General features: G+C 60.5%; 15 protein-coding genes. 13 read left to right on the top strand and 2 right to left on the bottom strand.

What is annotated here, in order from left to right; all coding sequences use genetic code 11:
- The first annotated feature begins 27 nt into the window (after positions 1–27).
- Positions 28–873 carry a choline ABC transporter permease subunit gene (choW, locus tag AACY52_RS14055; RefSeq protein ID WP_339415326.1) on the top strand — a complete coding sequence of 282 codons (846 nt, stop codon included), beginning with the start codon at positions 28–30 and terminating at the stop codon, positions 871–873.
- The gene (gene choV, locus AACY52_RS14050) at positions 870–2,048 is read left to right on the top strand and encodes a choline ABC transporter ATP-binding protein (protein WP_339415325.1); all 1,179 of its coding nucleotides are present in this window, start codon (positions 870–872) and stop codon (positions 2,046–2,048) included. The genes choW and choV overlap by 4 nt, the downstream gene beginning before the upstream one ends.
- Positions 2,049–2,121: 73 nt before the next feature.
- On the opposite strand, the gene AACY52_RS14045 is transcribed toward choV, so the two are convergent.
- Positions 2,122–4,056: a BCCT family transporter gene (locus AACY52_RS14045; RefSeq protein ID WP_339438217.1), complete on the bottom strand. Its 1,935-nt coding sequence runs from the start codon at positions 4,054–4,056 to the stop codon at positions 2,122–2,124.
- Between the two features lie 389 nt (positions 4,057–4,445).
- On the opposite strand from AACY52_RS14045, the gene betI reads away from it, so the two are divergent.
- The 10 genes from betI to yccS all read left to right on the top strand — a co-directional run bounded on the left by betI (position 4,446) and on the right by yccS (position 19,176).
- Positions 4,446–5,039, top strand: coding sequence for a transcriptional regulator BetI (gene betI, locus AACY52_RS14040; protein ID WP_339415324.1), 594 nt, complete (start codon positions 4,446–4,448; stop codon positions 5,037–5,039).
- Positions 5,040–5,149: 110 nt separating this feature from the next.
- On the top strand, positions 5,150–6,622 hold the full coding sequence (gene betB / locus AACY52_RS14035) for a betaine-aldehyde dehydrogenase (RefSeq protein WP_339415323.1): 1,473 nt from the start codon (positions 5,150–5,152) through the stop codon (positions 6,620–6,622).
- Between the two features lie 127 nt (positions 6,623–6,749).
- Complete coding sequence (gene betA / locus AACY52_RS14030) at positions 6,750–8,453, top strand: choline dehydrogenase (protein ID WP_339427662.1); 1,704 nt, start codon at positions 6,750–6,752, stop codon at positions 8,451–8,453.
- Positions 8,454–8,633: 180 nt separating this feature from the next.
- A complete protein-coding gene (locus tag AACY52_RS14025; protein WP_339415321.1) occupies positions 8,634–10,076 on the top strand; it encodes a TldD/PmbA family protein in 1,443 nt (480 codons plus the stop codon).
- Entirely contained in the window at positions 10,076–11,392 is a 1,317-nt protein-coding gene (locus AACY52_RS14020) for a metallopeptidase TldD-related protein (RefSeq protein WP_339560559.1), read from the top strand. The genes AACY52_RS14025 and AACY52_RS14020 overlap by 1 nt, the downstream gene beginning before the upstream one ends.
- A 288-nt stretch (positions 11,393–11,680) precedes the next feature.
- Positions 11,681–12,529, top strand: a complete 849-nt coding sequence (locus AACY52_RS14015) for an alpha/beta hydrolase (RefSeq protein ID WP_339415319.1) — start codon at positions 11,681–11,683, stop codon at positions 12,527–12,529.
- A gap of 35 nt (positions 12,530–12,564) precedes the next feature.
- Entirely contained in the window at positions 12,565–13,992 is a 1,428-nt protein-coding gene (gene mdtD / locus AACY52_RS14010; RefSeq protein WP_339415318.1) for a multidrug transporter subunit MdtD, read from the top strand.
- Between the two features lie 205 nt (positions 13,993–14,197).
- Complete coding sequence (gene dbpA, locus AACY52_RS14005; protein WP_231982804.1) at positions 14,198–15,535, top strand: ATP-dependent RNA helicase DbpA; 1,338 nt, start codon at positions 14,198–14,200, stop codon at positions 15,533–15,535.
- A 155-nt stretch (positions 15,536–15,690) separates the two neighbouring features.
- The gene (locus tag AACY52_RS14000; protein WP_339415317.1) at positions 15,691–16,869 is read left to right on the top strand and encodes an NAD(P)/FAD-dependent oxidoreductase; all 1,179 of its coding nucleotides are present in this window, start codon (positions 15,691–15,693) and stop codon (positions 16,867–16,869) included.
- A gap of 123 nt (positions 16,870–16,992) precedes the next feature.
- The gene (gene yccS / locus AACY52_RS13995; protein WP_339415316.1) at positions 16,993–19,176 is read left to right on the top strand and encodes a YccS family putative transporter; all 2,184 of its coding nucleotides are present in this window, start codon (positions 16,993–16,995) and stop codon (positions 19,174–19,176) included.
- Between the two features lie 22 nt (positions 19,177–19,198).
- On the opposite strand, the gene AACY52_RS13990 is transcribed toward yccS, so the two are convergent.
- Complete coding sequence (locus AACY52_RS13990; protein ID WP_339415315.1) at positions 19,199–19,936, bottom strand: transporter substrate-binding domain-containing protein; 738 nt, start codon at positions 19,934–19,936, stop codon at positions 19,199–19,201.
- 200 nt (positions 19,937–20,136) lie between these two features.
- Between AACY52_RS13990 and AACY52_RS13985 the strand changes: the two genes are divergently transcribed.
- Entirely contained in the window at positions 20,137–20,589 is a 453-nt protein-coding gene (locus AACY52_RS13985; RefSeq protein WP_339415314.1) for a GNAT family N-acetyltransferase, read from the top strand.
- Positions 20,590–20,723 lie beyond the last annotated feature (134 nt).

Raw genomic sequence — 20,723 nt, 5'->3', positions numbered from 1 at the left:
CCTCTTCGCATGTGGACATTCACTACCATGCTGACTGAACATAAAATCCCACTAGGCCAGTACATCGCTGCCTTCGTCGATTGGTTGACCCAACACGGTGCCAACTACTTCGACGCAATCGCATCGACCCTGGAAACGATGATCCAAGGCGTGACGTTTGCGCTGACCTGGTTCAATCCGCTGGCATTGATCGGTCTGGTTGCGCTACTCGCTCACTTTATTCAACGCAAATGGGGCCTGACGGTATTTGTCATTGCCTCCTTCCTGCTGATCCTGAACCTCGGGTACTGGCAGGAAACCATGGAGACCCTGGCGCAAGTGCTGTTCGCCACCCTGGTCTGCGTGGTCATCGGTGTGCCGCTGGGCATTGTTGCCGCGCACAAACCGCTGTTCTACACCCTGATGCGGCCGGTGCTCGATCTGATGCAGACCGTACCGACCTTCGTCTACCTCATCCCTACCCTGACCCTCTTCGGGCTGGGTGTGGTGCCTGGGCTTATTTCCACGGTGGTGTTCGCGATTGCCGCGCCGATCCGCCTGACCTACCTGGGTATCCGAGACGTACCGCAAGAGTTGATGGACGCCGGCAAGGCCTTTGGCTGCTCGCGCCGTCAGTTGCTCTCGCGCATTGAACTGCCCCATGCCATGCCGAGCATTGCCGCCGGCATTACCCAATGCATCATGCTGTCGTTGTCGATGGTGGTGATCGCGGCCCTGGTGGGCGCCGACGGCCTCGGCAAACCGGTGGTCAACGCACTCAACACCGCGGACATTGCCCTGGGCTTTGAAGCCGGCCTGGCAATCGTATTGCTGGCGATCATGCTCGACCGTATCTGCAAACAACCCGACGCTAAAGTAGGGGGTGATGCATGAGCATTATCCGATTCGACAATGTCGACGTGATTTTCTCCAAAGACCCACGCGAAGCGCTCAAGCTGCTGGACCAGGGCATGAGCCGTAACGAGATCCTGAAAAAGACCGGGCAAATTGTTGGCGTCGAGAACGCCAGCCTGGATGTAGAGAAAGGCGAAATCTGCGTGCTGATGGGCCTGTCAGGCTCCGGCAAGTCGAGCTTGCTGCGTTGCATCAACGGCCTCAATACCGTGAGCCGTGGCCAGTTGTTCGTGGAGCATGAGGGTCACCAGATCGACATCGCATCCTGCACACCCGCCGAACTGAAGATGATGCGCACCAAACGCATCGCCATGGTGTTCCAGAAGTTTGCCCTGATGCCCTGGCTGACCGTGCGCGAGAACATCAGCTTTGGCCTTGAAATGCAGGGCCGCCCGGAAAAAGACCGGCGCAAGCTGGTGGATGAAAAACTGGAGCTGGTGGGCCTGAGCCAATGGCGCAACAAGAAGCCCGACGAGCTGTCCGGCGGCATGCAGCAGCGCGTCGGCCTGGCCCGCGCGCTGGCGATGGACGCCGACATTTTGTTGATGGACGAACCCTTCTCCGCCCTCGACCCGCTGATCCGTCAAGGCCTGCAAGATGAATTGCTGGAGCTGCAACGCAAACTGAACAAGACCATTGTGTTCGTGAGCCACGACCTCGATGAGGCGCTCAAACTGGGCAGCCGGATCGCGATCATGAAAGACGGCAAGATCGTCCAGTACAGCGTGCCGGAAGAGATCGTGCTGAACCCGGCCGATGACTACGTGCGCACCTTCGTCGCGCATACCAACCCGCTCAACGTGCTGTGCGGCCGCAGCCTGATGCGCACCCTGGACAACTGCACGCGCGTGAACGGATCGGTGTGTCTCGACCCAGGCGACGACTCGTGGCTGGACCTGGCCGAAGGTAACACCATCAAGGGCGCGCGCCAGAATGGCGTGGGGATGAACCTGCAGAACTGGGCACCTGGGCAGACATTGGAAGGTCTGGGCCGGCTGCCGACACTGGTGGACTCCAATATCGGCATGCGCGATGCGTTGCACATTCGGTATCACACCGGCAATAAATTGGTGCTGCATGACAACAACCAAGTGGTGGGAATACTCGGAGACACCGAGCTTTACCATGCCTTGCTAGGCAAGAACCTGGGCTAACCACGGCGTAACCAAATGGAGGTATTTAGGCATTAACCAAGCGGCGCCATCGAGGGCGCCGCCTGCTCAATCATCAGCTATAGACCCGGCCAAGGAGCTGCCGATGGCTTTTAAACTGATCGAGCACGTCCCGGGTAATCTGTTCTGGGGCGAAGCCCATCAGGTCGTATTCCTGAGGCCCGTTGTACAGGTAAACCTCGGCGCGGTAGTAACGGGTACGCTCTTCCTCGGGCAGGTCATTGGGTGCCGACGAGTAAGCATCCAGGCTCACCTCATAGACAAACGGGTTGTCTTCTTCCATCTCTACACGCACACCAATGCAGCGTTTGGACTTGCCAAGCAAGGTCTGCACTTGCAGCCCTTGGTTACGCAACGTAAGCGCCGCTTCTTCCAGCGCAGGCGTGACGCGCTTGTCCATAAAACGTTGCACGGTGCCCTGGCTCGGTTGCAGGTCCAGCGCGGTCAAACGCGCGCTGAAACCATGGCGGCCACGCTCGGCCAATTGCGCCTGCTCCTGTTCCATCGCCACGTCCTGGCGCATGGCTTTGTGCAGACCGAACATAAACAGGATCAGCACCACCGAGAACGGCAGCCCCGCCAGCACCACCATGGTCTGCATGGCTTCAAAGTTGCCGGCAAACAGCAGGCCGATGGTCACCAGGGTGATCACCGCCGACCAGAAGACCCGCAACCAGTGCGGCGCGTCTTCGTCCACATTGCCGCCTTTGCAGGAAAGGTTGGCCATCATCACCGCGCCAGAATCCGCCGGGGTCAGGAACAGCACAAAGCCCACAAAGATCGACACTCCGATGACGATTTTCGACGCAGGGTAATGCTCAAGCAGTTGGTAGATAGCCATCGACGGCTGTTCCAGCGCCGTCTTGCCCAGTTCCACCGCACCGTGGTTCAGCACCAGGTCCAGCGCCGAGTTGCCGAAGATCGACAGCCACGCCAGGGTGAAGCCCAGCGGGATCAGCAACACGCCGGCGACCAGTTCACGTACCGTGCGACCACGGGAAATACGCGCGATGAACATGCCCACGAATGGCGCCCAGGAAATCCACCAGGCCCAGTAGAACAGGGTCCACAGGCCCATCCAGCGCTCGGTCTTGTCGGCGTCGCCTTGGTACACGTAAAGGTCGAAGGTTTTCAGGATGATGCCGTTGAGATAATCACCGGTGTTCTGCACCAGGCCGTTGAGCAAATGCAGGGTCGGACCGAACAGCAGCACGAAGATCAGCAACCCGCTGAACAGCACGATGTTGAGGTTGGACAGGCGGCGAATGCCGTTCTCCACACCCGACACAGCAGCAATGGTTGCCACGGTGCTCATCACGATGATCACGATCAGCAGGTTAGTGTTGCTGTGCTGCATGCCGAACAGGTTTTCCAACCCGGACGACACCTGCATCGCGCCGATCCCCAGGTTGGTCACCAGGCCGAGCAGGGTCACGAACATACCGAAACCGTCCACCGCGTGGCCGGCCGCGCCTTTCACCCAACGCTCGCCCACCAGCGGGTACAGCGCCGAGCGCAAGGCCAGCGGCTGGTTGTGACGGTAGGCAAAGTACGCCACGGCCAGGCCGACCAGGGCATAGATTGCCCAGCCATGCAGGCCCCAATGCAAGAAGGTCAATTGCAACGCCTGGCGAGCGGCGCCATTGCTCGCTGCTGCGCCTTCAGGCGGGTTGAAGTAGTGGTCGAGCGGCTCCGAAGCGCCGAAATACAGCAGCGAGATGCCGATACCCGACGAGAACAACATGCCGGCCCAGGCGCCGTAGCTGAAGTCCGGAGTGTCGTCCTTGCTGCCCAGTTTCAACTTGCCAAAGGACGAAAACGCCAGGCCGACCACAAACACCAGGTAGGCGGCGATAACCACCATGTAATACCAGCCGAAGCTTTTCGACAGCCAGGCTTGGGCGATGCCGAGCATGCGCCCGGCCTCTTGCGGGGCGATGATCAGGATGGCAGTCAACAACAGAATCAGCGCGGTGGAGGTGTAGAACACCCAACCGTTGACCCTGACCTTTTCCGGCGGGGTCTTTATAAGAGAGGCAGAACTCATGGCGCAGATGCTCCGGGCAGTGCGAGAGAGAAACACAAGGCAACGGTTATCCCGGAACATCGATTTTTCGGCAGTCGACGGACGGGTGTTATAAAGACACCCCGAAAATCCTTGTGCCCCGCCGAGGCGGTGCCAGGCCCCTATATGGCCCGTTTCAGGGGTTTTCGCAGGTGTCAGATGTCGCCGCCCATTTGTAGGGAATGCCTATAGGCAGCGACCATTTGTCGCAGAGCTTATTCTTTGTTGATTGAACGTTCAATCAAAACAAAATAGACTGGCCACCAAGTCGACGAACGTTCATCGCCCGTCGCAGGCCTAAGGAGAGGTGCTACATGCCCAAGGTCGGTATGCAACCCATACGCCGCCAGCAGTTGATCGAAGCCACGCTGGCGGCGATCGATCAGGTCGGAATGGGAGATGCCAGCATTGCGCTGATCGCCCGTTTGGCCGGCGTCTCGAACGGCATCATCAGTCACTACTTCAAGGACAAGAACGGCCTTATTGCAGCGACGATGCGCTATTTGATGAACGCGCTGATCGAGAACGTCCACGAACGCAGGCTTGCGCTGAAGGACGACAGTCCACGGGCGCACCTTCGGGTGATTATCGAGGGCAACTTCGACGCCAGCCAGGTCAACGGACCGGCAATGAAAACCTGGCTGGCCTTCTGGGCCACCAGCATGCATCACCCGTCATTGCACAGGTTGCAGCGGATCAACGATCAACGTCTGTATTCCAACCTGTGCTGCCAGTTCCGCCGAGTGCTGCCGCTGCCGCACGCACGCAAAGCAGCCAGAGGCCTGGCAGCCCTGATCGACGGTTTGTGGTTGCGCGGCGCCCTGTCGGGAGACGCTTTCGACACGGAGCAGGCGCAACGGATCGCTTACGAATACATGGATTTCCAATTGGCCAAGCAGGTGAGTTAGAGCATACGTAACCGCTCAACCCCTGAACTGTTGCCGCTCAGTGTTGCCACACCCTTATGGCTCACTTTTCGGCGGTTAACGCCAACCACTTATGCACTTGCGAGGACTTTATGGCCCGTTTCGAACTGCAAAAACTCTACATTGACGGCGGCTACAGCGACGCTGGCAGCGATGCCACTTTCGAAGCCATCAACCCGGCTAACGGTGAAGTTCTCGCCCAAGTGCAACGCGCAACGAAAGAAGACGTTGAGCGTGCCGTGGTCAGCGCCGAGAAAGGCCAGAAAATCTGGGCGGCGATGACCGCCATGGAGCGTTCGCGCATCCTGCGCCGTGCCGTCGACATCCTGCGCGAGCGCAACGATGAACTGGCCGCCCTGGAAACCCTGGACACCGGCAAATCCTTCTCCGAAACCAAGTACGTCGACATCGTCACCGGCGCTGATGTACTGGAGTACTACGCAGGCCTGGTGCCGGCCATCGAAGGCGAGCAGATCCCACTGCGCGACACTTCGTTCGTCTACACCCGCCGCGAGCCGTTGGGCGTGGTCGCGGGTATCGGTGCATGGAACTACCCGATCCAGATCGCCCTGTGGAAATCCGCACCGGCCCTGGCCGCCGGTAACGCGATGATCTTCAAGCCAAGCGAAGTCACCTCGTTGACCACCCTGAAACTGGCCGAGATCTACACCGAAGCTGGCGTTCCGGCTGGCGTGTTCAACGTACTGACCGGCAGCGGCCGTGAAGTCGGCACCTGGCTGACCGAGCACCCGCGCATCGAGAAAGTCTCGTTCACCGGCGGCACCGACACCGGCAAGAAAGTCATGGCCAGCGCTTCGAGCTCGTCGCTCAAAGAAGTGACCATGGAACTGGGCGGCAAGTCGCCATTGATCGTGTTCGAAGACGCCGACCTGGATCGTGCAGCCGACATCGCGATGATGGCCAACTTCTACAGCTCCGGTCAGGTCTGCACCAACGGCACTCGCGTGTTTGTGCCCAAACACCTGCAAGCGGCGTTCGAAGCCAAGATCGTTGAACGTGTTGCGCGCATCCGCGTTGGCAACCCGGAAGACGACAACACCAACTTCGGCCCGCTGGTCAGCTTTGCCCACATGGAAAGCGTGCTGGGCTACATCGCCAAGGGTAAAGAGCAAGGCGCCCGCCTGCTGTGCGGCGGCGACCGCCTGACCGACGGCGACTTCGCCAAAGGCGCCTTCGTGGCCCCGACCGTGTTCACCGACTGCACCGACGACATGGTCATCGTGCGTGAAGAAATCTTCGGCCCGGTGATGAGCATCCTCACCTTTGATACCGAAGAAGAAGTGATCCGCCGCGCCAACGATACCGACTTCGGCTTGGCTGCCGGCCTGGTGACCAAGGACCTGAACCGCGCCCACCGCGTGATTCATCAACTGGAAGCGGGTATCTGCTGGATCAACGCCTGGGGCGAGTCCGACGCCAAGATGCCAGTGGGTGGCTACAAGCAATCCGGTGTGGGCCGTGAAAACGGGATCAGCTCGCTGAACAACTTCACCCGCATCAAATCAGTGCAGGTTGAGCTGGGCGATTACGCATCAGTGTTCTGATGAGCCTCGAGCGGCAAGTTTCAAGCTGCAAGTAAAGCAGTTTGGTTTGCCGCATCTCCCACATGCACCGCTCGCTGCTCTTTCTTGCAGCTTGAAGCTAGGAGCTTGCAGCTCCCCCGGAGTACAAATGACTCAAGAATACGACTACATCATTGTTGGCGCAGGTTCTGCGGGCAACACCTTAGCGACCCGTCTGACCGAAGACGAAGGCGTCACCGTTTTGCTGCTGGAAGCCGGCGGCCCCGACTACCGTCTTGACTTCCGTACCCAGATGCCAGCAGCCCTGGCCTTCCCGCTGCAAGGCCGCCGCTACAACTGGGCCTACGAGACCGAACCAGAGCCACACATGGACGGCCGTCGCATGGAATGTGGTCGCGGCAAGGGCCTGGGTGGTTCTTCGCTGATCAACGGCATGTGCTACATCCGTGGTAACGCCATGGACTACGACAACTGGTCGAAGCTGCCCGGTCTGGAAGACTGGACGTACCTGGACTGCCTGCCGTACTTCCGCAAAGCCGAAACCCGTGACATCGGCCCGAACGACTGGCACGGCGGCGATGGCCCGGTCAGCGTGACCACGCCTAAAGCCGGCAACAACCCGCTGTTCCACGCGATGATTGAGGCTGGCGTACAAGCCGGTTACCCGCGTACCGAAGACTTGAACGGCTACCAGCAAGAAGGCTTTGGCCCGATGGACCGAACTGTCACGCCTAACGGCCGTCGCGCCAGCACCGCGCGCGGTTACCTGGACACGGCTAAAAAGCGTTCGACCCTGACCATCGTCACCCACGCCCTCACCGACAAAGTATTGTTTGAAGGCAAGCGTGCGGTTGGCGTGCGTTACCTGATCGGCGCAGCCGAAGAGCGCGTTGAAGCCCGCGCTCGCAAGGAAGTGCTGGTGTGCAGCGGCGCAATCGCTTCGCCGCAATTGCTGCAACGCTCCGGCGTTGGCCCGGCCAAACTGCTGGAAAGCCTCGACATCCCGGTGGTCCACGACCTACCGGGCGTCGGCGAAAACCTGCAGGACCACCTTGAGCTGTACCTGCAATACGCGTGCACCCAACCGGTGTCGCTGTACCCGTCGCTGCTCTGGTACAACCAGCCGGCCATCGGTGCCGAATGGCTGTTCAACGGCACCGGTATCGGCGCCAGCAACCAGTTCGAAGCAGGCGGGTTCATCCGTTCACGCCCGGAATTCGAATGGCCGAACATCCAGTACCACTTCCTGCCGGTCGCGATTAACTACAACGGCAGCAATGGCGTAAAAGAGCACGGTTTCCAGGCGCACATGGGTTCCATGCGTTCGCCAAGCCGTGGCCGCATCCAGTTGAAGTCGAAGAACCCACGGGACTACCCGAGCATCCTCTTCAACTACATGGCTACCGAGCAGGACTGGCAGGAATTCCGCGACGGCATCCGCCTGACGCGTGAAATCATGCAACAGCCGGCACTGGACCCGTTCCGTGGCCGCGAAATCAGCCCAGGTATTGAAGTGCAAACCGATGAGCAGCTGGACAAGTTCATCCGCGAGCACGCCGAAACCGCGTACCACCCGTCCTGCTCGTGCAAGATGGGCACCGACGAGATGGCTGTAGTGGATGGCGAAGGCCGCGTGCATGGCATGCAGGGTCTGCGTGTGGTCGATGCGTCGATCATGCCGATCATCGCCACCGGCAACCTGAACGCGCCGACGATCATGATCGCCGAGAAAATCGCCGACAAGATCCGTGGTCGCCAGCCGCTGCCGCGCAGCACCGCCGACTACTACGTGGCAGGCGATGCGCCGGTGCGTGGCAAGCCGATGCGTGAAGTGGGCCCGACTGCACAGTAACTGATACACCGCGGTGCTCCCTTCGCGAGCAAGCCCGCTCCCACAGTTGATCGGGTTCACACGGTCAAAATGTGGGAGCGGGCTTGCTCGCGAAGGGGCCCGACCATTCACTGCAAAACCTCTCCTTGATCAGCTACTCTGTTTGCCTGCGCGCGACGAGCCGCCCACAAGGAAGGTCCCATGTTCGACCACCACTCCACACTCAAACAGCATTTCAGTGCCCTGCGCACCTCCGCCGAATTCTTCTCCCTGCGTTACGTGCGCGAGTCCGGCCAATACCTGGCCGTGCGCAAGAACGTCGCCGAACCACCCCACATGAACCACGACGAAGGCGCCATGCTCACCGTGCGTCTCAATGGCGTGGAAGCCTACGCCGCGACGCACGACATTTCCCTGCATGGCCTGCAAGCCGCCCTTGCGCGCGCCGAACAGCAAGCCCGGTTGATCAAGCCCCACGCGCTGCTCGACCTGCGCGACCAGCACGTCTCCAGCGATGTGGCGGACTACCTGTCCCCCGACCTTAACCAACCCTTCCCGTCCTTGAGCGACTGCTACCAACTGCTGGGTGACGAATCCGCCGCCGTGCCCAAGGACGAGCGCCTGGTGAACTGGGAAGTCAGCCTCGGCCTGACCCACGTCGAGCAGATCTACCTCAACAACGCGGGCGCCGAACTGCGTCAGGCCCAGCGCTTCGTGTTCCCCGGCGTCAACGTCACGGCCTATGACGGCAACGACAGCCAGAGCCGCACCCTGGGCGGCAGCAACTTCGGCCAGCAAGGCGGCGTTGAGGTGATCAGCCGCTTCGGCCTGATCGGTGCCGCGCCACGCATCGCCGACGAAGCCCTGCAACTGCTGCTCGCACCGAACACCCCCAACGGCCCGCGCGACCTGCTGCTGATGCCCGATCAGATGATCCTGCAGATCCACGAATCCATCGGCCACCCGCTGGAGCTGGACCGCATTCTGGGGGACGAGCGCAATTACGCCGGCACCAGCTTTGTGAAGGCCGGCGACTTCGGCCATCTGCAATATGGCTCCAAGTTGCTCAACGTAACGTTCGACCCGGACATCCCCGAGCAACTCGCCAGCTACCGCCATGACGACGACGGCACCCGCGCCAGCAAGCAGTTCCTGATCCGCGAAGGGCGGTTGCTCAAACCGCTGGGCGGGGCGCTGTCGCAATACCGCTCCGGCATGCCAGGCGTGGCCAACAGCCGGGCCAGCAGTTGGAACCGTGCGCCCATCGACCGCATGGCCAACCTCAACATCGAAGCTGGCGACAAGCGCCTTGCACAACTGATCGGCGGCATAGAAAACGGCATCCTGATGTCGACCAACCGTTCATGGTCCATCGACGATGCGCGCAATAAATTCCAGTTCGGCTGTGAATGGGGCCAATTGATCGAAAACGGTGAGCTGAAAGGTGTGGTGAAGAACCCCAACTACCGGGCTATTTCCGCAAACTTCTGGCGCAATCTCAGTGCGGTTGGCGATGCCAGCACCTTCAAGGTCCTGGGCACGCCGAACTGCGGCAAAGGCGAACCCAACCAGGTGATCCGCGTCGGCCATGCGTCGCCCGCCTGCGTATTCAGTGATGTCGACGTATTTGGGGGAGACGCCTGATGAACAACTTCAAGGCATTGGTGGAGTGGCTCAAGCACGCCATCACCGACCGCGAACAATTCCACCTGGGCTATGCGGATGAAGCGTCCGAGTTCGTGCGTTTCAACCACGCCAAGGTGCGCCAGGCCGGCCAGGTGCAACAGGCCAGCCTCAACCTGAAACTGATCAACGACGGCCGCCACGCCGACCTGGGCATCACCCTGGCAGGCGAGCCGGAGTTGGACCGCCAACGCTTGGCCGATGGCCTGAAACAGCTGCGTGAAACCCTGCCGTTGCTGCCCCAGGATCCGTACCTGTTGCTGAACCACAACGCCTGGCAAAGCAACAACGCACACACCCGACCGCTGCCGGCACTGGCTCAGGTACTGGAAGAGATCAGCCGGGCCGCGCAAGGCGTCGACCTGGTCGGTTTCTATGCGTCGGGCCCCATCAGCCGAGGCTTCGCCAGTTCGTCGGGCGCCTTCGGCTGGCACCAGGCCAATAGTTTCAACTTCGATTTCAGCCTGTTCCACGCCAATGGCGAAGCGGTGAAAGCCAGCTACGCCGGACACACCTGGGACAGCGCCGAGTTTGCCGCGCGCTTCCAGCAGGCCCGCGAACAGCTTGAGTTCCTCGGCCGCCCACTGCACACGCTGGCACCTGGACAATACCGCGCTTACCTCGCCCCGGCGGCGATTGAAGAAATCATCAGCATCATCACCTGGGGTGGGTTTTCCGCCCAGGCCATCGCCAGCAAGGGCAGCTCGCTGCAAAAGCTGTATGCCGGCGAACAGTCCCTGAGCCCGCTGGTGACGGTGGCTGAACAGATCAGCGGTTCCCTGAGCCAGGCGTTTTCCACCGAAGGTTACCCACGCGGCGATGTCACGCTGATCAATGCGGGGAAAGCCGATGGCCAACTGATCAACTCACGCAGCGCTGCCGAATACAGCTTGAGTACCAATGGCGCGAGCAGTGATGAATCGCCCAGCGCCTTGCAGATGGCTGCCGGTAGCCTGGCCCAGGCCGATATTCTCAAGCAGTTGGGCACCGGGCTGTACATCAGCAACCTGTGGTACCTGAACTACTCGGACCTGCCGGCGGCACGCCTGACCGGCATGACGCGCTTCGCCACCTTCTGGGTGGAAGACGGCGAGATCAAGGCGCCGGTGAGTACCATGCGGTTTGATGACAGCATCTATAGCCTGCTTGGTTCGCAGTTGGAAGCGCTGACCGTTGACAGGGAATTGCTGCTGTCGGCGAGTACGTATAGCCAGCGCAACACCGCCTCCAACTTATTGCCAGGCGCCTTGGTAAAACGCCTGACGTTGACCCTGTAAACACAATCCCCTTGTGGGAGCGGGCTTGCCCGCGATGGCGACGTGTCAGTCAACACAACTGGTGACTGACCCACCGCCTTCGCGAGCAAGCCCACTCCCACATTGGGTTGTGTTGATTTCAGACACGTCTGGTCTGCCCCTTCCTACCGTCAAATCCCATCCCGCACGTGTTCCCGCATGCTCTGTTGTCGCCCGCAGAAAACCTCGCTATAACGGTTAGTGGCACACCGCTACCCCACAGGAAGTACTGCATGCACTTGCCCGGTATGGGCAAGCCGGAGCATTGACATGGACCATGGAAGTTTCGTCATACAAAAGCTGTTCAAGCACTACAACGTTCACGTCGAGCTGCTAGGTAACAATCCGCAGAAAAAAACCGTGCTGATGGTCAATGGCGCGCTGTCCACCACGCGCTCATTTGCGCGCACCAGCAAATGTCTGGCGGAACACTTCAATGTGTTGCTGTTCGACTTGCCATTCTCCGGCTATTCCCGCGAGCACAACACTGACCTCGACTTGGTGACCAAGGACGACGAGGTGCACATGCTGCGCGCATTGGTCGAACGCTTTCACGTCAACCACCTGGTGTCAGCCTCCTGGGGCGGTATCTCCACGCTGCTGACCCTGGCGCACAACCCACCGTCCATTGAAAGCTCGGTGGTGATGGCCCTGGCGCCCAACCTCAACCAAGCCATGCTCGACTATGTGGAGCGTGTGCGCGTACTGATCGAGGCGGATGACAAGTCTGCCGTCGGCCACTTGCTCAATGAAACCGTGGGCAAATACCTGTCACCTCGGCTCAAGCGCAACAACCATCGGCACCTGTCGAGCATGGCGACCACCGAATACCGCCAGGCGCGTTTTCATATCCACCAAGTGCTGGCTCTGGGCGATGGCAACTACTTGCCGGCACTCCGGCAGATTGAAACGCCGGTGCACTTTCTCAATGGCGCGCTGGACGAATACACCCCCGCCGCCGAGGCGCAGCTATTCAAGCACTACGTGGGGCGCAGCAGCTTTGCTGTAGCCGAACATACTGGGCATTTGCTCGACCTCGAATCCAGCGAAGCCGCCGTGGCGGTGCACCGCGAACTGCTGGATTTCCTGGTGGGAAAAGGCGCGACGGATGGCGCATAATCGCCAACACATAGCCTGCTAACAAAAGGTTTTCCATGCCGAACCGCGTCCCGCTTGATGCCAAGACCGCCCGCTGGCTGCCCTGGGTGGTAGCGATTGCCTTCTTCATGCAGTCGCTGGACGGGACGATCCTGAACACCGCACTGCCGGCCATGGCACGGGACCTCGCGGAAAACCCGCTGCGCATGCAAGGGGTGGTGATCGCCTACATGCTCACCGTCGCCTTGCTGATCCCGGCCTCGGGCTGGATCGCCGACCGCTTCGGCACCAAGAAAATCTTCTTCTGCGCAATCATGCTGTTCAGCATGGGCTCGCTGCTGTGCGCCTTGTCCAACAGCTTGAGCATGCTGGTGGGTGCGCGGGTGATCCAGGGGTTGGGCGGTGCGCTGATGCTGCCGGTTGGACGGTTGGTGGTGTTACGCGCGTACCCCCGCTCCGAACTGGTACGCATCATGGGCTTCATTACCATCCCCGGGCTGCTCGGCCCATTGCTTGGGCCGACCATGGGCGGCTGGATGGTGCAATACCTGACCTGGCACTGGATCTTCTTGATCAACTTGCCGGTGGGCATGATCGGCTGCTACGCCGTGTGGAAATTTATCCCCGACCTGCGCGGCAGTGAGCGCACGCGATTCGATGGGATCGGCTTCCTGTTGTTTGGCGCCGCGATGGTGCTGATCACCATCGCCATGGAAGGCCTGGGCGAATTGCACCTGCCGCACCTGCGCGTGATGTTGCTGCTGTTTGGCGGGCTTGCCTGCCTCGCGGCCTATTGGCTGCGCGCCGGGCATATCGATAACCCGTTGTTTTCGCCAGTGCTGTTCAAGACCCGTACCTTTGCCGTGGGCATTCTCGGTAACCTGTTTGCGCGCCTGGGCAGCGGCGCCCTGCCGTTCCTGGTGCCGCTGCTGTTGCAGGTGGCGCTGGGTTATTCGCCGTCGGAAGCCGGGATGAGCATGTTGCCTCTGGCGGCGGCGGCGATGTTTGCCAAGTCCGTTGCGCGGCCGCTGATCGAACGCCTGGGCTACCGCATCGTGCTGACCGGCAACACCCTGGCGCTGGGCATCATGCTGGCGAGCATGGGGCTGGTCACTGAAAACACGCCGTACCCGCTGCTGCTGGGGATGCTGGCGGTGCTGGGGGCGATCAACTCCCTGCAATTCACCGCAATGAACACCGTTACGTTGATCGACCTTGATGACGCACAGGCCAGCAGCGGCAACAGTTTACTGTCGGTGGTGGCGCAACTGTCGCTGAGCCTCGGGGTGGCCTGCGCCGGTGCATTGCTGGGTGGATTTACGGCCGAAACCGGCAACGATGGTGTGGAAAGCGTACTCGGCGCCTTCCAGCTGACCTTCCTTACGGTGGGCATCATGGCGATGCTGGCGGCGGCGATCTTCCTGCAATTGTCGCCAAAAGACGGCAAACGTGTGGCCAGCCCGGAGCAGCATATTGAGCATTGAAGCAGCTGCAAGCTTCAAGCTTCAAGCTGTAAGCCTCAAGCTTGCCGCTTGCAGCTCGTAACTTGCCGCTGGCCCCCTGCTCCTCGTCGAGAACATATAAAGAAACTCAAAGGGGCCTGCTACACTGCGCGACATTTTGTTTTGCAGAGCCAGTCCCGTGACTACCATCGCCACCGCTTTTAATACTTTGCCCCTGTCCGCCGCCATGCTGGCTAACCTCGACTCGCTGGGTTATGTCGAGATGACGCAGATCCAGGCGCAAAGCTTGCCGGTGATCCTCAAAGGGCTGGACCTGATTGCCCAGGCCAAGACCGGCAGCGGCAAGACCGCTGCGTTCGGCATCGGCCTGTTGAACCCGATCAACCCGCGCTACTTCGGCTGCCAGGCCCTGGTGATGTGCCCGACCCGTGAGCTGGCCGACCAGGTCGCCAAGGAAATCCGTCGCCTGGCCCGTGCCGAAGACAACATCAAGGTGCTGACCCTGTGCGGCGGCGTGTCCCTCGGCCCACAGATCGCGTCCCTGGAACACGGCGCCCACGTCATCGTCGGCACCCCAGGCCGCATCCAGCAGCACCTGCGCAAGGGTTCGCTGGTACTCGACGGCCTGAACACGCTGATTCTCGACGAAGCCGACCGCATGCTCGATATGGGCTTCTACGACGCCATCGAAGACATCATCAGCAAGACCCCGCCGCGCCGCCAGACCCTACTGTTCTCGGCCACCTACCCGGTGAGCATCAAGCAGTTGGCCTCGAAATTCATGCGGGCGCCGCAACAAGTGAAGGCCGAAGCCTTCCACTCCGACGACCAGATCGAGCAGCGTTTCTACGAGATCTCGCCGGAAGAGCGCATGGACGCCGTGACCAAGGTACTGGCGCACTTCCGCCCGGCATCGTGCGTGGCGTTCTGCTTTACCAAGCAGCAAGTGCAGGAAACCGTGGATCACCTGACGTCCAAGGGCATCAGCGCCGTTGGCCTGCATGGCGATCTGGAACAGCGTGACCGTGACCAAGTGTTGGCGATGTTCGCCAACCGCAGTACCTCGGTGCTGGTAGCGACCGACGTGGCCGCCCGTGGCCTGGACATTGACTCGCTGGACATGGTGATCAACGTCGAACTGGCCCGCGACTCGGAAATCCACATCCACCGCGTCGGCCGTACCGGTCGTGCCGGTGAGACCGGCATCGCGATCAGCCTGGTTGCACCGTCCGAAGCGCACCGCGCCCAGGCGATCGAGCAGTTGCAGAAGTCGCCGTTGAACTGGGACCAACTGGACAACCTCAAGCCACAAAGCGGTGGCCCGTTGCTGCCGGTGATGAGCACCCTGTGCATTGCTGCCGGGCGCAAAGACAAGGTTCGCCCAGGCGACATCCTCGGCGCGCTGACCGGTGATGCGGGCATTCCGGGGGCCCAGGTTGGCAAGATCGCGATCTTTGATTTCCAGGCGTTCGTGGCCGTGGAGCGCGGGATCGCCAAGCAGGCATTGCAGCGCTTGAATGATGGCAAGATCAAAGGCCGTTCGTTGCGCGTGCGGATCCTGTAAAGCTTTCCCGTCCAATGGAGATCCGATGTGTGCGGGCTTGCTCGCGAAGGCGGTATATCAGTCAAAAATATAATGACTGACACACCGCCTTCGCGAGCAAGCCCGCTCCCACATTTGACTGTAATCCAAATCAGAAAATGTACGAGGACACCGTTTTGCGCTCGACCGAAGTTGTGATCATTGGCGCCGGCGCCGCAGGCTTGATGTGCGCACTGACCGCCGCCGGGCGTGGGCGCAAGGTGATGCTGATCGACCATGCGAACAAGGCCGGCAAGAAGATCCTGATGTCCGGCGGTGGCCGCTGCAATTTCACCAATATGTACACCGAGCCGGCCAATTTTCTTTCGCACAACGCGCACTTCTGCAAGTCCGCCCTGGCGCGCTACACCCAGTGGGATTTTATCGGCCTGGTGGCCAAGCACGGCGTGCCGTACCACGAGAAAAAGCTCGGCCAGCTGTTCTGCGATAACAAGTCCAGCGACATTCTCGGGATGCTGCTGGACGAGTGCATCCAGACCGGTGTGAGCATGCACCTGGACACGTCGATCCAGGAGATTGCCAAAGTCGACAATGGTTACCAGTTGCAGACCACGCTGGGTGAGCTGCGCTGCGAGTCTTTGGTGATTGCCACGGGCGGCTTGTCGATTCCAACCCTCGGCGCGACCGGTTTCGGCTATCAAGTCGCCAAGCAATTCGGTCATGAGCTGCTACCGACCCGCGCCGGGCTTGTGCCGTTCACCATCACCGACCAGCTCAAGGACTTGTGCGCAGAGCTGTCCGGCACCTCGGTGGATTGCCTGGTCAGCTGCAACGACCAGAGCTTTCGCGAGAACATCCTGTTTACCCACCGCGGCCTGAGCGGGCCGGCGATTCTGCAGATTTCCTCTTACTGGGAGTCCGGCGACACGGTGGAGATCAACCTGCTGCCTGACCACGACGCCCACAGTTGGCTGCAACAGCAACAGACCGAGCGCCCTAACAGCGAGCTGAAAACCCTGCTGGGCGAGATCTTCACCAAGAAGATGGCCAACCTGCTGGCAGAGACCTGGTTTGTGTCCAAGCCGATGAAGCAGTACACCCACGCCGAGATTGCCGATATCGCGCAAAAGCTCGGCAGTTGGCAACTGGTGCCGGCGGGCACCGAGGGCTATCGCACGGCCGAAGTGACGTTGGGTGGGGTGGACACGCGGGAAGTGTCTTCCAAGACCATGGAGTCGCTGAAAAGCCCTGGTTTGTACTTTATTGGTGAAGTGTTGGATGTGACCGGTCACCTGGGTGGCTTTAACTTCCAGTGGGCGTGGGCCTCAGGTTACGCGGCCGCACAATATGCCTGACACAATGCGGTAAAACATGTGGTGTGCCAGTGAATAATTTGCTGTCAGATGTGATCACCACCCTTGCCGTGGCGTCATTACTGGCTCAATTTAACGGCATCGTCCCGGAAGACTCCAGCCTTCATGTCATCGACCTCGTTCAAGCAGTCCATGCGGCGCCTGTGGGCGCTGGATAAATTCAGCTACAGCATTCGGGTGTTCATCGCCCTCACCGGCAGCATGGCGTTGTGCTGGTATCAGGATGAAATGACGCTGCTGATCCCGCTGTTCCTGGGGATTATCGCCAGCGCCCTGGCCGAGACCGACGACAGTTGGCAGGGCCGCCTCAACGCCCTGGCAGTGACGCTGGTGTGTTTCAGCATTGCCGCGCTGTCGGTGGAACTGCTGTTCCCTTATCCCTGGATTTTCGCGATCTCCCTGGCCCTGGCCACCTTCTGCCTGACCATGCTCGGCGCCTTGGGCGAACGTTATGGCGCGATTGCCTCGGCGACATTGATTTTGTCGGTGTACACCATGATCGGAGTGGACCAACGCGGTGGCGCCGTCTCCGATTTCTGGCACGAGCCGCTGCTGCTGGTGGCCGGCGCCGCCTGGTACGGCGTGCTGTCAGTCCTGTGGCAGGCGCTGTTTTCCAACCAGCCGGTGCAGCAGAGCCTGGCACGGCTGTTTCGCGAACTGGGGCGTTACCTCAAGCTCAAGTCGTCACTGTTTGAACCGATTCGCCAGCTGGATGTAGAGGCGCGACGCCTGGAACTGGCCCAGCAAAACGGCCGGGTGGTGGCGGCGCTCAATGCGGCGAAGGAAATCATCCTGCACCGCGTGGGCAATGGCCGCCCAGGCTCGAAAGTCAGCCGTTACCTGAAGCTGTACTTCCTCGCCCAGGACATCCACGAACGCGCCAGCTCATCCCACTACCCTTACAACGCGCTGGCCGAAGCCTTCTTCCACAGTGATGTGCTGTTCCGTTGCCAGCGCCTGCTGCGCCAACAGGGCAAGGCCTGTCAGGCCCTCGCCGAGTCGATCCAACTGCGCCAACCGTTCATCTATGACGACAGCTTCGCCGAAGCGCTGGGCGACTTGAATGCGTCGCTGGAACACCTGCGCATCCAGAGCAACCCGGCCTGGCGCGGCCTGCTGCGGTCGTTGCGCGCCCTCGCGGCCAACCTGTCCACACTCGACCGCCTGCTGGGCGACGCCAGTAACCCCGACAGGCTGGCTGATGCCACCGACAGCAACCTGCTGGACCGTGCTCCGCGCAACCTCAAGGAAATGTGGACGCGGTTGCGCACCCAACTCACGCCGACATCACTGCTGTTCCGCCATGCCTTGCGCCTGTCCCTGGCGTTGACCATTGGCTACGGCACCCTGCATGCCATCCACGCCTCCCAAGGCTACTGGATCATCCTCACCACGCTGTTCGTGTGCCAGCCCAACTACGGCGCGACACGGCGCAAGCTCGGCCAACGGATCATCGGCACCGCCATCGGCCTCACTGTGGCCTGGGCACTGTTCGACCTGTTCCCGAGCCCCCTGGTGCAGTCGATGTTCGCCATCGCCGCCGGCCTGGTGTTCTTTATCAACCGTACTACCCGCTACACGCTGGCCACGGCCGCCATCACCCTGATGGTGCTGTTCTGCTTCAACCAGGTGGGTGATGGTTACGGGCTATTCCTGCCACGCCTGTTCGATACCTTGCTCGGCAGCTTGATTGCGGGCCTGGCGGTATTCCTGTTCCTGCCGGACTGGCAGGGCCGACGCCTGAACAAGGTGCTGGCCAACACACTGACCTGCAACAGCATCTACCTGCGCCAGATCATGCAGCAATACGCCGCCGGCAAGCGCGACGACCTGGCCTACCGCCTGGCCCGTCGCAATGCGCACAACGCCGATGCGGCGCTGTCCACCACCTTGGCGAACATGCTGATGGAGCCGGGGCACTTCCGGAAGGAGGCGGACGTGGGTTTCCGCTTCCTGGTGCTCTCGCACACCTTGCTCAGTTACTTGTCAGGGCTGGGCGCGCATCGCGAAACACAGTTGCCGGCCGAGGTGCGCGAACACCTGATCGACGGCGCCGGTAATACCTTGGCGGCGAGCATCGATGAAGTCGCTACAGCGCTGGCGAACAAACAACCGATTGCGATTCAAAGCGATGCCGAGGAAGCGTTGGCGGCCGATCTGGAGCAGATGCAGGATGAGATTGATGAAGGGCAGCGGTTGGTGCAGACGCAGTTGGCGTTGATTTGTCGGCAGTTGGGGCCGCTGCGCACGTTGGCGGCGCATCTGATCAAAGACACCAGCGCGGCCTAGACCGCTTTCGCTAGCAAGAGCCCTACATCCCATGCTGCTTCATCAATCGCGCATAACTCCCATCCGCCTTCATCCTGGCAATTTCCCGATCAAAGCTGGCGACAATCTGCGCATGCTCAGGGTTTTTCAGGCTGACCAGAATATGCAGGCTGTTTTGACTCAGCGGCTTGGGTAAAAACTCCACCGCATCGCGCACCCGTGCCGACTCCCGGGAAAGGTAAAAACGCGCCACATATTCATCCTCCACGGTCATCCGAACCCGCTGCGCCGCGAGCATGCGCACGGCCATGGCGAAGTTATGCACAGGGACTTTCTGCAACTGCGCATCCCCATCGAACGCCGCCGAATAGGCATACCCGCGCACCACAGCGATGGGGTAGTCGTGCAGTTGCTCAAGGTTCTGGAAATCGATGGGGTCGTCGCGGCGCTTGATGAAACGCACGCGGTTGAGCAGGTACTCGCCGGAGAAATGCCCCAGTTGAGTGCGGGCATCGTCATACCAGGCGTTGACCAGCACGTCGTAGCGCCCATCGCCCACGCCCATCAACGCACGGGCCCAGGGCACCTGTTCAAAATCACTGGCATACCCCGCACGGGCCAACGCGGTGCTGACGATATCGGTGGCAAGCCCGCCGTTGATCAACGTGGCGTCAGTAAAAGGTGGCCACGCATCCGCTACCAGGCGCAAACGCTGTGCAAAGGCCGGCTGGGCCAGCAACAACAGTCCAATCAAAGCAACGGCACGAGAGAATCGCGGCATGCTCAAGTCCTAGGCAGGCAGGCGGTGGCCTTAGCTCAGGCAGCGCCTGAGGTTCTAACAGTAGCTCAGATTACACAAAGAAACCGGTGCCGAGCGCACTCAATGATGGCAATTTGATTTCACTCACAAAAATAACGAATTTAGACACACGCGGCGGTCGCGCTTACTATCCGGAACAGACATTTATAAGAGAACACGTCATGACAGTTGAATGGGTCTGCAAACATCACGACGACTTGGGCAAGGAGCAGCTTTACGCCATCTTGCGCTTGCGCAACGAGGTCTTTGTCGTGGAGCAAAAATGCCTTTACCAGGATCTCGACGGGCAGGACTTGTCGGGCGACACCCACCACCTGATGGCCTGGCAGGATGATCAACTCGTGGCGTACCTGCGCCTGCTGGACCCGGAGTCCCAGGGCGGCGATGTGGTGATCGGCCGAGTGATTGTGGCGCCCGTGGCGCGCGGCACCGGACTGGGGCATCGGATGATGGAAGAGACGCTAGAGCGGATTGCCGATATATGGCCGCAGACGCCGATGTTTCTGTCAGCCCAGGCGCATTTGCAGGGGTACTACGAGCGGTATGGGTTCGTGGTGGCGGGTGAGGAGTATTTGGAAGATGACATTCCACATATTGGAATGCGGCGCGCTTGAGGGCCTCTTCGCGAGCAAGCCCGCTCTTATCAAACAAAAAATAACTCATTGTTTTTGCTCTTAAAATTTAAGCCGCTTTAACCAGCTGCAATCCAAGTTTGCGTGCCTTGCGTTCCAAGGCGCGCATCTGCCGA

It is taken from the genome of Pseudomonas sp. EA_65y_Pfl1_P113, from assembly GCF_963970525.1.
GTDB lineage: Bacteria > Pseudomonadota > Gammaproteobacteria > Pseudomonadales > Pseudomonadaceae > Aquipseudomonas > Aquipseudomonas tritici.
Note: the sequence above shows the minus strand (reverse complement) of the source record. Positions and strands in the feature narration are given on the sequence as shown.

Coding starts and splice junctions, on each gene's coding strand:
- choW (WP_339415326.1), top strand. CDS start 28: ATGCTGACTGAACATAAAATCCCACTAGGCCAGTACATCGCTGCCTTC.
- choV (WP_339415325.1), top strand. CDS start 870: ATGAGCATTATCCGATTCGACAATGTCGACGTGATTTTCTCCAAAGAC.
- betI (WP_339415324.1), top strand. CDS start 4,446: ATGCCCAAGGTCGGTATGCAACCCATACGCCGCCAGCAGTTGATCGAA.
- betB (WP_339415323.1), top strand. CDS start 5,150: ATGGCCCGTTTCGAACTGCAAAAACTCTACATTGACGGCGGCTACAGC.
- betA (WP_339427662.1), top strand. CDS start 6,750: ATGACTCAAGAATACGACTACATCATTGTTGGCGCAGGTTCTGCGGGC.
- AACY52_RS14025 (WP_339415321.1), top strand. CDS start 8,634: ATGTTCGACCACCACTCCACACTCAAACAGCATTTCAGTGCCCTGCGC.
- AACY52_RS14020 (WP_339560559.1), top strand. CDS start 10,076: ATGAACAACTTCAAGGCATTGGTGGAGTGGCTCAAGCACGCCATCACC.
- AACY52_RS14015 (WP_339415319.1), top strand. CDS start 11,681: ATGGACCATGGAAGTTTCGTCATACAAAAGCTGTTCAAGCACTACAAC.
- mdtD (WP_339415318.1), top strand. CDS start 12,565: ATGCCGAACCGCGTCCCGCTTGATGCCAAGACCGCCCGCTGGCTGCCC.
- dbpA (WP_231982804.1), top strand. CDS start 14,198: ATGCTGGCTAACCTCGACTCGCTGGGTTATGTCGAGATGACGCAGATC.
- yccS (WP_339415316.1), top strand. CDS start 16,993: ATGTCATCGACCTCGTTCAAGCAGTCCATGCGGCGCCTGTGGGCGCTG.
- AACY52_RS13990 (WP_339415315.1), bottom strand. CDS start 19,936: ATGCCGCGATTCTCTCGTGCCGTTGCTTTGATTGGACTGTTGTTGCTG.
- AACY52_RS13985 (WP_339415314.1), top strand. CDS start 20,137: ATGACAGTTGAATGGGTCTGCAAACATCACGACGACTTGGGCAAGGAG.